Source organism: Frateuria sp. (assembly GCF_035944355.1).
Lineage (GTDB): Bacteria > Pseudomonadota > Gammaproteobacteria > Xanthomonadales > Rhodanobacteraceae > Frateuria_A.
This window is the reverse complement of record NZ_DASZBH010000004.1, coordinates 175,684-190,506: the sequence shown is the minus strand read 5'-3', so window position 1 is coordinate 190,506 and position 14,823 is coordinate 175,684. Positions and strand designations below refer to the sequence as shown.

The 14,823-nt window shown below is 69.0% G+C and carries 10 protein-coding genes; 8 read left to right on the top strand and 2 right to left on the bottom strand.

Annotated elements, in window-relative coordinates; translation table 11 throughout:
• The first annotated feature begins 25 nt into the window (after nucleotides 1-25).
• The 6 genes from VGU03_RS02050 (at nucleotide 26) to VGU03_RS02025 (ending at nucleotide 8,776) form a co-directional block, all read left to right on the top strand.
• A complete protein-coding gene (locus tag VGU03_RS02050; protein ID WP_327478203.1) occupies nucleotides 26-1,627 on the top strand; it encodes a peptide chain release factor 3 in 1,602 nt (533 codons plus the stop codon).
• A gap of 79 nt (nucleotides 1,628-1,706) precedes the next feature.
• Nucleotides 1,707-2,648: a type II CAAX endopeptidase family protein gene (locus VGU03_RS02045; RefSeq protein WP_327478201.1), complete on the top strand. Its 942-nt coding sequence runs from the start codon at nucleotides 1,707-1,709 to the stop codon at nucleotides 2,646-2,648.
• A gap of 80 nt (nucleotides 2,649-2,728) precedes the next feature.
• The gene (locus VGU03_RS02040; protein ID WP_327478199.1) at nucleotides 2,729-6,364 is read left to right on the top strand and encodes a response regulator; all 3,636 of its coding nucleotides are present in this window, start codon (nucleotides 2,729-2,731) and stop codon (nucleotides 6,362-6,364) included.
• A gap of 4 nt (nucleotides 6,365-6,368) precedes the next feature.
• On the top strand, nucleotides 6,369-7,223 hold the full coding sequence (locus VGU03_RS02035; protein WP_327478197.1) for a protein-glutamate O-methyltransferase CheR: 855 nt from the start codon (nucleotides 6,369-6,371) through the stop codon (nucleotides 7,221-7,223).
• Entirely contained in the window at nucleotides 7,213-7,785 is a 573-nt protein-coding gene (locus VGU03_RS02030; RefSeq protein WP_327478195.1) for a chemotaxis protein CheB, read from the top strand. The genes VGU03_RS02035 and VGU03_RS02030 overlap by 11 nt, the downstream gene beginning before the upstream one ends.
• A complete protein-coding gene (locus VGU03_RS02025) occupies nucleotides 7,778-8,776 on the top strand; it encodes a diguanylate cyclase domain-containing protein (protein ID WP_327478193.1) in 999 nt (332 codons plus the stop codon). The genes VGU03_RS02030 and VGU03_RS02025 overlap by 8 nt, the downstream gene beginning before the upstream one ends.
• 82 nt (nucleotides 8,777-8,858) lie before the next feature.
• Here the strand turns inward: VGU03_RS02025 and VGU03_RS02020 are convergent, their stop codons facing one another.
• Entirely contained in the window at nucleotides 8,859-11,339 is a 2,481-nt protein-coding gene (locus VGU03_RS02020) for an acyl-CoA dehydrogenase (protein ID WP_327478191.1), read from the bottom strand.
• A 1-nt stretch (nucleotide 11,340) separates the two neighbouring features.
• Nucleotides 11,341-12,207 (bottom strand): alpha/beta hydrolase, encoded by an 867-nt coding sequence (locus VGU03_RS02015; protein ID WP_327478189.1) that lies wholly within the window; start codon nucleotides 12,205-12,207, stop codon nucleotides 11,341-11,343.
• 116 nt (nucleotides 12,208-12,323) lie between these two features.
• On the opposite strand from VGU03_RS02015, the gene VGU03_RS02010 reads away from it, so the two are divergent.
• Nucleotides 12,324-12,902, top strand: coding sequence for a helix-turn-helix domain-containing protein (locus VGU03_RS02010; RefSeq protein WP_327478187.1), 579 nt, complete (start codon nucleotides 12,324-12,326; stop codon nucleotides 12,900-12,902).
• A gap of 125 nt (nucleotides 12,903-13,027) precedes the next feature.
• Nucleotides 13,028-14,803: a phosphoenolpyruvate carboxykinase (GTP) gene (locus tag VGU03_RS02005; protein ID WP_327478186.1), complete on the top strand. Its 1,776-nt coding sequence runs from the start codon at nucleotides 13,028-13,030 to the stop codon at nucleotides 14,801-14,803.
• Nucleotides 14,804-14,823: the final 20 nt, after the last annotated feature.

The following is a 14,823-nucleotide window of genomic DNA, read 5'->3' as shown; positions in this document are numbered from 1 at the left end:
TTAGCATCCCGTTCCGACTGCCCGCATGTCCCCGCATCTCCAAGAAACCCGCCGCCGCCGCACCTTCGCCATCGTCAGCCATCCGGACGCGGGCAAGACCACGCTGACCGAGAAGCTGCTGCTGTTCGGCGGCGCGATCCAGATGGCCGGCTCGGTGAAGGGCCGCAAGGCCGCTCGCCACGCCACCTCCGACTGGATGGCGCTGGAAAAGGAGCGCGGCATCTCGGTCACCTCCTCGGTGATGCAGTTCCCGTACGAGGGCAAGATCGTCAACCTGCTCGACACCCCGGGCCACGCCGACTTCTCCGAGGACACCTACCGCGTGCTCACCGCGGTGGACTCGGCGCTGATGGTGATCGACTGCGCCAAGGGCGTGGAGGAGCGCACGATCAAGCTGATGGAGGTGTGCCGCCTGCGCGACACGCCGATCATGACCTTCATCAACAAGCTCGACCGCGAAGGCCGCTCGCCGATCGAGCTGCTGGACGAGGTGGAGTCGGTGCTCGGCATCGCCTGCACGCCGGTCACCTGGCCGATCGGCATGGGCAAGCGCCTGAAGGGCGTGTACCACCTGCTGCTGGACGAGGTGCACGTGTTCGAGCAGGGGCGCAACTTCACCCGCCAGGACTCCACCATCTTCAAGGGCCTGGACGCGCCGGGGCTGGAGGCCGCGGTCGGCGCGGACATGCTCGCCGAGCTGCGCGACGAGCTGGAGCTGGTGCAGGGTGCCTCCAACCCCTTCGACCTGGACGACTACCTCGCCGGCAAGCTCACGCCCGTGTTCTTCGGCTCGGCGGTCAACAACTTCGGCGTGCAACTGCTGCTGGACTTCTTCGTCGAACACGCGCCCGGCCCGCGCGCGCGCGCCACGCTGGGCCGCGAAGTCCAGCCGGAAGAGGACAAGCTCACCGGTTTCGTGTTCAAGATCCAGGCCAACATGGACCCGGCCCATCGCGACCGCGTGGCCTTCATGCGCGTGTGCTCGGGCACCTATTCGGCTGGCATGAAGATGATCCAGACGCGCACCGGCAAGGAGGTGCGCATCGCCAATGCGCTCACCTTCATGGCGTCCGACCGCGAGATCGTCGAAAGCGCCTATCCGGGCGACGTGATCGGCCTGCACAACCACGGCACCATCTCCATCGGCGATACCTTCACCGAAGGGGAGAGCGTGCACTTCACCGGCATCCCCAACTTCGCGCCGGAACTGTTCCGCCGCGCGCGGCTGCGCGACCCGCTGAAGATGAAGGCGCTGCAGAAAGGCCTGGCGCAGCTTTCCGAGGAAGGCGCCACGCAGTTCTTCCGCCCGCTGATGAGCAACGACCTGATCCTGGGCGCGGTGGGCGTGCTGCAGTTCGACGTGGTCGCGTACCGGCTGAAGGACGAGTACGGCGTGGACGCCTCGTTCGATCCGGTCGGCGTGGCCACCGCGCGCTGGGTGCATTGCGAGGACGCCAAGAAGCTGGAGGAGTTCCGCGAGAAGAACGCGATGAACCTAGGGATAGACGCGGCGGGCGAGCTGGTCTATCTCGCCCCTTCGCGGGTCAACCTGCAGCTGGCGCAGGAGCGCTGGCCGCAGGTGCGCTTCTCGGCCACGCGCGAGCACGCGGCCTCCGTGGAGATGTAAGCCGGCCAGGGTGACGTTCGTTACTGTGCAGGCCCGCACGCGTGCTGCTAGCGTGCGCCCTCATCCACGGGGGAATCGCATGCCGCACTATCGCCTCGCCTTTGTCACGCCTGCCGATGCACCTGCCTGGCAACGCTGGGCGGTGTTTTCGCCATTGGCGCGTATCGTGTTTTTCGTTGTCGTGTTCGCCATCCTCAGTGTCGCGGTGGGCTTCGGTGCTCGCGCGGTGAGCGTGGCAAAGGCGGCGATGGACGGGCCGCTCTGGCAGCTCGCGTTCCGCGCGGTCCTGCCGCTGATTGCTTACCTCGTGCTGGTGAAGTCGATCGAGCACCGGCGGCTGCGTGAGCTCGATCTGCGTCGCCTGCTGCCGGACGGCGCGCTCGGGCTGGTCGCAGGCGTCGCGCTGTTCAGCGCGGTGGTCGGCGTGCTGTGGCTGCTCGGCAGCTATCACGTCGTCGGCGGCAACGCTCATCCGCACTGGATCGTTGCAGCGTTGACGGTGGGCCTGGGCGCCGGCGTCGGCGAGGAAATCATGTTCCGCGGCGTGCTCTATCGCATCACCGAAGAAGGGCTCGGCACCTGGCTCGCGCTGCTGATTTCCGCGCTCTTTTTCGGCGCGGTGCATTTGGGCAACCCGGGCGCCACGCTGTGGGCGGGCGCGGCGATCGCGATCGAGGCCGGCATCCTGTTCGGCCTGCTCTATCTGGTGACGCGATCGTTGTGGGTCTGCATGGGCCTGCACGCGGCCTGGAACTTCATGCAGGGCACGGTGTACGGCATCCCCGTTTCGGGCACGCATGCAGATGGCTGGCTGGTCTCGACCCGCAACGGGCCGGACTGGCTGAGCGGCGGCGTGTTCGGCGCGGAGGCCTCGGTGGTGGCGCTGACGCTGTGCCTGCTGGCCTCCGCCGCGCTGTTGGCCGTGGCCCTGCGACGCGGCCTGATCGTCCCGCCGCGCTGGCGCCGCATGGGCGTGCAGGCGGGTGGCCGTTCGCTATCCATGCCGCCCACGGCCAGCTAATCTGGCCCGCGTCGTCTGCGGCGGAACGGGCCGGGCTGTCGCGGGCATGGCATCCCCGGCCCGGTGGCAGCGAGACGTGCATGGCGGCAAGGCAACCCTCCAACGATCGCGCGCGGGGCGACGCCTCGCGTTATTCCTGGATCGCCCACTTGCCCGTGCAGCGCAAGATGATGCTGGTGATCGGGCCACTCCTGCTGGTGTTCCTGCTCGCCAACCTGGCCACGCTCTACTCGCTGGACCAACAGACCGAGCATCGCCACTGGTCCGAACACACCTACGACGTGCTGCTGGACATCGGCTCGGTCCGGCAATCCCTGTTGGCGGCGCAGGTCGGCGCGCGCGGTTACATGCTGCTGCAAAGCACGAGCGAGCTGGCCGACTTCGAGCAGGGTGGGCGCGACCTTGCCGACGGCCTGCGCCGGCTGCGCGCGCTCACTGCGGATAACCCGGTGCAGCAGACCCGGCTGGACGCCATCCAGACTCTGGCCACCCGCTGGCAGCGCGAGATCGTCGCCTACGTGATCACGCCGGCAGCCCGCGGCGACATCGACCCTGCCGCGCGCCAGCGCATCCAGGAGGATTTCCTCGCCCATCGCAGCGTGACCGTGCCCCAGATCACCGCGGTGCTCGACCAGATGGCCGACACCGAGCGCAACCTGCTGGTTGAACGCAACGGCCGGCTGGATCAGACGCTAGCGCTGATGCGCCTGGTCAATGCACTGGCGGCCGTGCTCTCGCTGCTCTACGGCGCCTACGTGGTGAACCTGACCTGGCGGCTGATCGCGCGTCCGCTCAACCAGATGACCGAGCTGATGAGCCGGCTGGCCGCGCACGACCATTCGGTCGTGATCAGCCGGCTCGGCCGCCGCGACGAAGTCGGCCAGATCGCCCGCGCGCTTCAGGTGTTCAAGCAACTGGCGATCGCCTCGCGCGAGCAGGATTGGCTCAAGAACGAGCTCTCCACGCTGGCACCCCGCCTGCAGGAAGCGACCACCCACCGCGCCTTCGGCCAGCTGCTGACCGGCGAAGTGGCGCGGCTGGTCAAGGCCGGCGTGACGCTCTACTACGGCTACGACGCGCACAGCGAGCGGCTGGACCTGCTGGGCAGCTACGGCCTGCGCCAGTCATGGAGCCCGGAGAGCTACGTGCCCGGCGAAGGCCTGGTCGGCCAGTCGGTGCTCGAGCGCAAACCGATCGTGCTCGACACCGTGCCCGAGCATTATGTGCGCATCCATTCGGGCAGCGGCGAGGCCCTGCCATGCCAGATCACCATCCTGCCTGTGCTCTACCGCGAGCAGGTGGTCGGTGTGCTGGAACTGGCGGGCTTCGAGCCGCTCTCGCCGCTGTGCCGCCAGTTGCTTGACGAGCTGCTGCCGATCATCGCGCTTACCCAGGAGAACCTCACCCGGGCGATCGCCACGCAACAGTTGCTGGAGCAGACCCGCGAGCAGGCCGAGGATCTGAGCGTGGCGGCGATCACCCTGCGCCAGCAGCAACAGGTGCTGCGCGACAGCAACGAGGCCCTGCACGCCAAGACGCAGGAGCTGGAGGAACAGTCCCAGCGCCTCACCGTCTCGGAGGAGGAGCTGCGCGTGCAGGCCGAGGAGCTGCAGGCCTCCAACGAGGAACTGCGCGAGAAAGGCGACATCCTCAAGGAACAGAAGCAGGCGCTGGAGGCGCTGCAGCGCGAAACGGCGCAGAAGGCGCTGGAGCTGGAGCGCGCCAGCCGATACAAGTCCGAGTTCCTGGCCAACATGTCGCACGAGCTGCGCACGCCGCTCAACAGCCTGCTGATCCTCTCGCGCAGCCTGGCCGACAATGACACCGGCAACCTGGATGAGGAACAGATCGAGTCGGCGCGCATCATCCATGACGCCGGTAGCAATCTGCTGCGGCTGATCAACGACATCCTGGACCTGTCCAAGATCGAAGCCGGCAAGATGGAGCTGGTCATCGAGGAGCTGCCGCTGGCGGTGCTCCAGCGCTCGCTGCAGCGCACCTTCGGCCACGTCGCGCGGGACAAGGGCCTGTCCTTCGAGGTACGGGTGGACGAGGGCCTTCCGGCGGCGCTGCACACCGACGCCGCGCGGCTGGAGCAGGTGGCGGTCAACCTGGTCGGCAACGCGCTCAAGTTCACCGCGCGCGGCGAAGTGCGCGTGCGCATCGGCCGGCCCGCGCCGGAGTCCGCCATCCCACCGGCACTGCTGGGGCAGCCGCTGGTGGCCATCGAGGTATGCGACACCGGCATCGGCATCGCGCCGGAGAAGTTCGCTCGCATCTTCCAGGCGTTCGAGCAGGTCGACGCCGGCACCAGCCGGCAGTACGGCGGCACCGGGCTGGGGCTGGCGATCTGCAAGCGCATCGCGGCGCTGCTGGGCGGCGACATCGTGCTGCGCAGCGCCCCCGGCGAGGGCAGCACCTTCACCGTGTTGCTGCCGGAGGTGCCGCCGGTCGGCACCACTGCAGCCGACGGGCACGCACCCGCGCCGGCTCCGCGTGCGCACAGCAGCGCCCTGCTGCCGGAGTCAATCCAGGACGACCGCGGCCACCTCGACCAGGGCGACGTGACGATCCTGGTGATCGAGGACGACCCGGCTTTCGCGCGCATCCTGGCCGACATGATCCATCGCAAGGGTTACCGCGTGCTGGCCGCCGCCGACGGCGAGACCGCGCTGGCGCTGGCGCGCGAGCACCGCCCCACCGGCATCTTGCTGGACGTGATGCTGCCCGGCATCGACGGCTGGACGGTGATGGAGCGCCTGAAGGCCGACGAGACCGTGCGCCACATCCCGGTGCATTTCATCTCCGCCACCGACGAGGCCAGCCGCGGCCGCGAACTGGGTGCGGTGGGCTTCCTCACCAAGCCGGTAAGCCGTGAGGCGATCGCCCAGGCGTTCGAGCGCCTGCTGCACGTGGCCGAGGACCGCACACGCCGCCTGCTGGTGGTCGACGACGACGCCGATGCGCGCACCGCCGTGCGCACCATGCTGCGCCACGAACAGGTGCAGATCGACGAGGCTGGCAGCGCCGAAGAGGCCCTGCGCATGACCGCGCGGGCCCAGTACGACTGCATCGTGCTCGACCTGGGGCTGCCCGGCATGTCCGGCACGGAGCTGCTCGATCGCCTCGCCGCCACGCCCGCCGGCGTGCCGCCGGTGGTGATCCATTCCGGCCGCGACCTGAGCCGCGAGGAGAACCTGAAGCTGCGCCAGTACACCGACGCCATCGTGGTCAAGGGCGCGCGCGCGCCGGAACGGCTGCTCGAGGAGGTGAGCCTGTTCCTGCACTCGATCCAGCACGCGTCGCGCCGGCCGGCCGAGAAGCCGTCGCTGGGCGACGAACTCAAAGGCCGCAGCGTGCTGCTGGTGGACGACGACATGCGCAACCTGTTCGCGCTCTCCAAGGTGCTGCGCGGCTGGGGCCTGACGGTGACGATGGCGCAGGACGGCCGCAAGGCGCTGAAGGCGCTGGAGGAAAACCCGGCCACCGAACTGGTGCTGATGGACGTCATGATGCCGGGCATGGACGGCTACGAAGCCACCCGCGCGATCCGCGCGCAGGCACGCTTCGCGGAGCTTCCGATCATCGCGCTCACCGCAAAGGCGATGCGCGGCGACAGAGAACGCTGTCTGGAGGCCGGCGCCAGCGACTACCTGTCCAAGCCGGTGGACCTGGACAAGCTGGCCTCGCTGCTGCGCGTGTGGCTCCCCCACTGACGCGATGGAACCGGTCGATCCCGCACTGGAGGACATCGAGGTCGAGCTGTTCGTGCGCGCGCTGCGCCAGCGCCACGGCTACGACTTCAGCCAGTACGCGCCCGCCTCGCTCAAGCGCCGCGTGCGCCAGCTGGCGCGCGCGCATGGAACCGGCACGATCAGCGCGTTGACCGGGCGCCTGCTGCACGAGCCGGAGTTCGTGTTCGAGGTGCTGGAGGGGTTGTCGGTGCCGGTGTCGGACATGTTCCGCGACCCGCCGGTGTTCCGCGCGCTGCGCGACAGGGTATTGCCGGTGCTGGCCTCCTGGCCGTACATCGACATCTGGCAGGCCGGCTGCGCCAACGGGCAGGAGGTCTGGTCGCTGGCGATCCTGCTGGAGGAAGCCGGCCTGTACGAGCGCTGCCGCATCCATGCCACCGACTTCAACGCCGCCGCGCTCGCGCGCGCGCGCGAAGGCATCTATCCGGCGCGGGAAGCGCAGGCCTGGTCGCGAAACTATCTGGAGGCGGGCGGGCGCCACTCGCTGTCCGACTACTACAGCGCGCGCTACGAGTTCATCAAGCTGGACCCGCGGCTGCGCCGCAACGTCAGTTTCGCCAACCACAACCTGGTCACCGACAAGGTGTTCTGCGAGGCACAGCTGGTGCTCTGCCGCAACGTGTTGATCTATTTCTCCAACCCGCTGCAGGAGCGCGTGCTGGCGCTGTTCCGCGACAGCCTGGCGCGCGGCGGCTTCCTCTGCCTCGGACAACGCGAGAGCCTGGATTTCGCGCCCAGCGCCGCCGACTTCTCCACCGTGGATGCGGACCTGCGCCTGTACCGCCGCAACGCCCTGCCGCCGACGGACCATGCGCATTGAGGCCATCGTGATCGGCTGCTCCGCGGGCGGCCTGGACGCGCTCAAGCCGCTGCTGCGCGGACTCGAGCCGCCGCTTTCGCAGGCCATCGTGGTGTGCAGCCACAGCGGCGACCAGGCCCTCGGCCTGCTTCCCTCGCTGCTGGCGCGGCACTGCCGCCTGCCGGTTCGCGAGGCGCGCGAGCGCTTTCCGGTGGAGCCGGGCATGGTTCACGTGGCGCCGCCCGGCTACCATCTTCTGATCGAGCGCGACCGGCGCTTCGCGCTGTCGGTGGACGAGCCGGTGCACTACTCCAGGCCATCCATCGATGTGCTGTTCGAGAGCGCCGCCGAGACCTACGGCGCGCGCCTGGCCGGCGTGATGCTGACCGGCGCCAGCGCCGACGGCGCCGAAGGCCTGGCGTGCATCCGCCGCGGCGGCGGCCTGGCCATCGTGCAGGACCCGGCCGAGGCGCCCGCGCCGGCCATGCCGCAGGCCGCGCTGGCCCGCGCCGGCGCCGACCATTGCCTGCCCCTGGCGCGGATCGCGCCGCTGCTGAACCAATGGACCCATCGCGATGGATGACACGCTGCACCCGAAGATCCTGATCGTCGACGACACCCCCGCCAACCTGGTGGCCATGCGCCGGCTGCTCGTCCACGCCGGCGCCGAGCTTTACGAGGCGACCCGCGGCAACGAGGCGCTGGCGCTCTGCCTCGACCACGAATTCGCGCTGATCCTGCTGGACGTCAACATGCCGGACATGGACGGTTTCGAGGTCGCCGAATTGCTGGCCCAGGACGAGCAGCTGCGCGAGACGCCGATCATCTTCGTCACCGCCGCCTACGCCGACGACCTCAATCGCCTTAAGGGCTACCGCTCCGGCGCCGTCGACTACATCGCCAAGCCGGTCAACGATGTGATCCTGCAGTCGAAGGTGCGCGTGTTCCTGGAGCTGTACGCCGCACGCGCCCGGCTCGAGCAGATGCTGGAGGAGCTGACCGAGCGCAACGACCAGCTCCGGTTGGAGATACTGGAACGCGAGCGCGCCGAGGCGCAGGTACGCCACCAGGCCACGCACGACATGCTCACCGGGCTGCCCAATCGGGTGCTTTTCCACGACCGCCTGGGCGCAGCCCTGCGACGCGCCACCGAAGGCGGCCCGGGCTTTGCGCTGGTGCTGCTGGACATCGACGGCTTCAAGGGCGTCAACGACCGCCACGGCCATCCGGCCGGCGACGCGCTGCTGCAGGCGATCGCCGCGCGACTGAAGCTCAACCTGCGCACGGGCGACACGGTCGCCCGGCTGGGCGGCGACGAATTCGCGTTGATCGTGGCCGAACTGGATGAATTGCCGGTGCTGATGCGCCGTTGCCACGAGCTCGGCGCCAGTCTCGCCGAGCCTTACCCGTTGGTGACGCCGCAAGGGGGCATCGTGGCCCACGTGAGCGCCAGCATCGGCATCGCGCCGTGGACGGCGCAGACGGTCGACGACGAGGCGCTGATCCAGGCCGCCGACCGCGCGCTCTACCGGGCCAAGGAGGGCGGAAAGAACCGTTGCGTGCTGGTGGAGTAACGTCCTTACCGGGTCAGACCACGGGGAGCAACTTCGTCCCGGCCCTCTCCCCGCAGGGAGAGGGCTCGAGATCGCGCGCCGCTCAGGCGATGCGCTTCTGCGGCGGCGCTTCCTGCTTGCGATCCGCCCGCGTCACCTTCGCGCCCAGCTCGGCCGGATCGAAGTCGTCCACCGAGATGAATTCGAATACGCCATCGCGCACGCGCTTGAGCAGCGCGGCTTCGACTTCGGTGATCACCCCCTCGCGCACGGCTTCGGCCAGTTGGCCTTCGTAGTCGTGCGCCTTGAGCTGGCCGGCCTTGAAGGCCTTGCCGAACTTGCGCTCGACCGGTTCGGCGGCGATCACGTCGGGCAGCAGCGCGTTCATGCGGCCGATCGTGTTGTTCGGCGTGGGCTTGAGATAGACCCAGTCGACCAGCCGGTCGCGCGCCTCGCCCGGCGCGGTGAGGATCGCCGCCACGCGGCGGCCCAGGCGGTCCGACGGCGGCACTTCGCGGCGCCCCCACGGGAATACCAGCGCATGCAGCAGCCAGCCGACCGGCTTCACCGGGAAGTTGCGAATGGCGCCGTCGAGCGCCATCTGCGTGCGCCACATGCACTCGTGGAAGGCCCAGGCCAGCAGCGGACGGTCGGCCTCGGGGCGGCCGGTGTCCTCGTAGCGCTTGAGCATGCTGCTGGCGATGTAGAGGTAGGACAGCACGTCGCCCAGCCGCGCGGATAGCTTCTCCTTGAACTTCAGCTTGCCGCCGAGCACGCCCATGAACACGTCGGCGCACAGCGCCAGCGCGGCCGAGTAACGGTCGAGCTTGCGGTAGTAGCGCCGCGTGTAGGCATCGCCCGCGCTCTGCCCGATCGCGGCGCCGGTGACGCCCAGCACGAAGCTGCGCACCGCGTTGGAGATGCCGAAGCCGAGGTGGCCGAACAGCAGCCGGTCGAAGGTGCGCAGCTTTTCGCCGTAGTCGGCGATCGACAGCGCCTGCATCTCCTTGAGCACGTACGGATGGCAGCGGATCGCGCCCTGGCCGAAGATCATCAGGCTGCGCGTCATGATGTTGGCGCCCTCGACCGTGATCGCGATCGGCACGCTCTCCCAGCCGCGCCCCGCGTAGTTCTTCGGGCCGAGCTGCACCGCCTTGCCGCCGTGCACGTCCATCGTGTCGCCGGCGACCTGGCGCGCCCATTCGGTGGCGTGGTACTTGGCGATCGCCGAGGTCACCGCGGGTTTCTCGCCGCGGTCGACGGCGGCGGCGGTGGCGCGCGACAGCGCCGCGGTGGCGTAGGTCAGGCCGCCGATGCGCGCGAGCGCTTCCTCCACGCCCTCGAAGCGGGCGATCGCCAGCCCGAACTGCTTGCGCATGCGCGCGTAGGCGCCGGTCGCGGCCGCCGAGGCGCGCATCCCGCCGGTGGCGTTGGAAGGCAGCGAGATCGCGCGGCCGACCGAGAGCACCTCCACCAGCATGCGCCAGCCCTGCCCGGCCATGTGCGGGCCGCCGATGATGGTGGTCAGCGGCGCGAACACGTCTTTGCCGTGCACCGGGCCGTTCTGGAACGGGATGTTGAGCGGGTAGTGGCGGCGGCCGATTTCCAGTCCCGGCGTGGAGCGCGGCAGCAGCGCCAGGGTGATGCCCAGGTCTTCCTTGTCACCCAGCAGGTGCTCCGGGTCGTACATGCGGAAGGCCAGGCCGATCACCGTGGCGATCGGCGCCAGCGTGATGTAGCGCTTGTCGAAGGTAAGCCGCACGCCCAGGGTCTCTACGCCGTCGATCACCTGCTTGCAGACGACGCCGTAATCCGGAATGGAGGTGGCGTCGGAGCCCGCGTACGGGCCGGTCAGCGCGAAGCAGGGAATCTCCTCGCCCACCGCCAGGCGCGGCAGGTAGTGGTTCTTCTGCTCCTCCGAGCCGTAGTGCAGGAGCAGTTCGGCCGGCCCGAGCGAATTGGGCACCGCGACGGTGGAGGACACCGTCGCCGAGGCGGTGGAGAGCTTCTGCAGCACGGCCGAGTGAGCCAGCGCCGAGAACTGCAGGCCGCCGTACTGTTTGGGGATGATCATGCCGAAGAACTTGTTCTTCTTGATGAACTCCCAGACCTGCGGCGGCAGGTCGGCCAGCTCGTGGGTGATCTGCCAGTCGTCGATCATCGCGCAGAGCTCTTCCACCGGGCCGTCGAGGAAGGCCTGTTCCTCGGTGCTCAGCTCCGGCCTGGGCTGGGCGAGCAGCACCTTCCAGTCCGGCTTGCCGGAGAACAGCTCGCCCTCGAAACCGACCGTGCCGGCCTCCAGCGCGGTCTGTTCGGTGGCCGAGAGCGTGGGCGTGGCGCGGGCGAACAGCTTGAGCAGCGGTGCGCTGATCCGGCGGCGGCGAAAGGTCGGCAACAGCAGCGGCACGGCGATCAGGAGCTCGATGGCCAGCAGCACGATCGTGGTTACCGGCGCGTGGACCAGCAGGCCGACGACGAGCGTGGCCGCCAGCGTCGCGATCGCCCAGGTGCGCAGGCTGCTGCGGTGGTAGGCGCAGGCGCCGGTCGCGACGACCGCAGCCAGCAAGGTCAGGAACACGGACATTTCAATGCACCTCTTGCGGAATGGCCGGCCGGCACGCAGCGCCGCCCGGGAAAATATCGTGGACAAAGGTGGCGATCTGACGCGTAAAGGCGTCGTTCGCATCGCCGGCGAGCATGTGGGTGGCGCCGGCCACTTCGACGTGACGAGCGTGCGGCACCAGTTTCAGGAACTCGCCGACCGTGTCGCGCGAGACCACGTCGCTGCGTTCGCCTGACAGCAGCAGGACCGGCACGTCCACGCGCGCCGCGGCGGCTAGCAGGCGTGGCTGGTAGCGTTCGCTCTCGCGCACCACGCCTTCGAGCAGCGCCGGATCCCAATGCCAGCGCAGGCGGCCGTCAGCGCCCTCCCGCAGCAGCGGGCGCAGTTGATCCTCGCGCTTGCGCTCGCGCCGCTGCGGCAGGTAGGCGGCGATCCGTTCGGCGGCCTCGGCATAGTCGGCGAAGCCGTCCGGATGGGCCTGCATGAAGGCGAGGATGCGCTCCACCCCGGCGGCCTCCCAGCGCGGCGTGATGTCCACCAGCACCAGCGCGCGGAACGGCGCGGGGCGGATCTCGCCCGCCAGCACCAGCCCGAGCAGGCCACCCATCGAGGCGCCGACCAGGACCGGAGCCTGCGGCTGGGCCTGCGCCAGTGCGAGCAGGTCGCCGGCGAACTGGTCCATGTGATAGTCGCCGCCGGGCAGCCGACCACTCTGGCCGTGTCCACGACTGTCGAAGCTCACGCAGCGGCAGCCGAGCGTCGCGAGGGCATCGGCCGCGCCGTTCCAGGCGCCACGGGTCTGGCCGAAACCGTGCGCGAACAGCAGCGTCGGGGCGCCCTCGCCGCGGACGTCGACCGCCAGAGGCAGGCCGTCGTGGCTGGTCACCATGGATGTACGGACAGTTACCATACGCTTGAGTATTGAGTGCTCGCCCGACGGCCGTCAACCGCCGGACGCGGTCCGCCGCCTGTCGCCTGCCCTCGGCTAGGCGCTACCATGCGCCAATGAATGCCAGCAGCAAGCCCGAACGCACGCGCCTGTCCGCCGAGAACTGGGAAGACGCCGCCCTCGATGTCATCGCCGAACAGGGCGTGGGCGCGCTGGCGGTGGAGGCGTTGGCCCGCCGGCTCGGCGTGACCAAGGGCAGCTTCTACTGGCACTTCCGCACCCGCGAGGCGCTGTTGCAGGCGGCGCTGGAACGCTGGGAGCAGTACGGCGAGCGCGAGGTGATCGCCCAGATCGAGGCCATTGCCGACCCGCGCGAGCGCCTGCCGGAACTGTTCCGCCGCGTCGCGCACGAGCTGCAGCCGCACCGCGTCTACGCCGCCCTGCTCAAGGCGCTGGACCACCCGCTGGTGGTGCCGGTGATGGCGCGCGTATCGCAACGGCGCACCGAATTTCTCGCCACCGCCTTCCGCGAGGCCGGGCTGCCGCCCGCGCAGGCGCTCAACCGCGCGCGGCTCACCTACGCCGCTTACGTCGGCTTCCTGCAACTCAACTTCACGCTGGGCCTGCCACGCATCAGCCACGAGGACTTCGACGCCTACGTGGAACACATGATCGCGACATTGATTCCTGCCTGATAACCCTTTCGGGGGCGGGCTGCGCACGCCTGCGTGCGCCTTTTGCTGCATTCAACCTTGCAATACCAGTGCACGCAAACTAGCGTTCCGGAACCCTTTTTTCCTAAGACCTTGAAGAGGACATCATGGCCAGCAAGCTGGAGGCGCTCGAGCGCTGGGTGAACGAGGTGGCGGCGCGCACGCGACCGGCGAAGATCCACTGGTGCGACGGCTCGCAGGCCGAATACCAGCAACTGGTCCAGGAGATGCTGGCCGACGGCACCCTGATCGAGCTCAACCAAGAGACCCACCCGGGCTGCTACCTGCACCGCTCCAACCCGTCCGACGTCGCGCGCGTGGAGCATCTGACCTTCGTCTGCCACAGGAACCGGGAAGACGCCGGCCCGAACAACCACTGGATGGATCCGGCCGAGGCGCACGCCAAGATCGATGCGCTGTTCGACGGCTGCATGGAAGGCCGCACCATGTACGTCATCCCGTACTGCATGGGCCCGATCGACTCGCCGCTTTCGCGCTGCGGCGTGGAGATCACCGACAGCCCCTACGTGGTGGCCAACATGCGCATCATGACGCGCATGGGCGAGGCGGCGCAGGCGCGCATCGAGCGCGAGGGCTCGTTCGTGAAGGGCCTGCATTCGACCGGCGAACTCGACCCCGAGCGCCGCTTCATCATGCACTTCCCCGAAGAGCGCACGATCAAGTCCTATGGTTCCGGTTATGGCGGCAACGCGCTGCTCGGCAAGAAATGCCACGCGCTGCGCATCGCCTCCAACCAGGCCCGCGACGAGGGCTGGCTGGCCGAGCACATGCTGATCGTCGGACTGGAAAACCCCAAGGGCGAGACGCACTACATCGCCGCCGCCTTCCCCTCGGCCTGCGGCAAGACCAACCTCGCCATGCTGATTCCGCCGGAGGGCTACCGCAAGGACGGCTGGAAGGTCTGGACCGTGGGCGACGACATCTGCTGGATGCGTCCGGGCGCGGACGGCCGCCTGTACGCGATCAATCCGGAGGCCGGCTTCTTCGGCGTGGCGCCGGGCACCAGCACGGCGACCAACTCCAATGCGCTGAAGTCGATCTCGCGCGACACCATCTTCACCAACGTCGCGCTCACCGCCGACAACCAGCCCTGGTGGGAAGGCCTGCCCGGCACGCCGGTCACCGACTGGCAGGGCCGCCCGTACGACCCGGCCAACGGCCCGGCCGCGCATCCGAACTCGCGCTTCACCGTGAGCGCCAGGCAGTGCCCGACCTGGTCGGAAAAGGCCGAGGACGCGCAAGGCGTGCCGATCAGCGCGATCGTCTTCGGCGGCCGCCGCCCCTCGCTGCTGCCGCTGGTGATGGAAGCGCGCGACTGGGCGCACGGCGTGCTGATGGGCGCGGCAATGGGCTCGGAGACCACCGCCGCCGCCACCGGCGCGGTCGGCGTGCTGCGCCGCGACTCGATGGCGATGAAGCCGTTCTGCGGCTACCACTATGGCGACTACTTCGCGCACTGGCTGTCGTTCGACAAGCCGGGCATGAAGCTGCCGAAGATCTTCCACGTCAACTGGTTCCGCAAGGGCAAGGACGGCAAGTTCCTGTGGCCGGGCTTCGGCGAGAACCTGCGCGTGCTGGAGTGGATGGTCGACCGCGTCGAGGGCAAGGCGCGCGGCGTCGAGACGCCGATCGGCATCGTGCCGGCCGCGGGCGAGCTCAAGCTCGAGGGCGTGAACCTCTCGCAGGAAGCCGCCGCCGAGTTGCTGGAAATCGACACGAACGGCTGGCAGGCCGAGCTCGGCGCCATCGGCGAATACCTGGACAGCTTCGGTTCCCGCCTCCCGGGGCGTCTGCGCCAGGAGCAGCAGCGCGTGGCCAGCGCATTGGCCGCCGATACTGCGCCTCGCGCCGCCACCGCCTGAGCTGAGCGATCGAGCCCCTC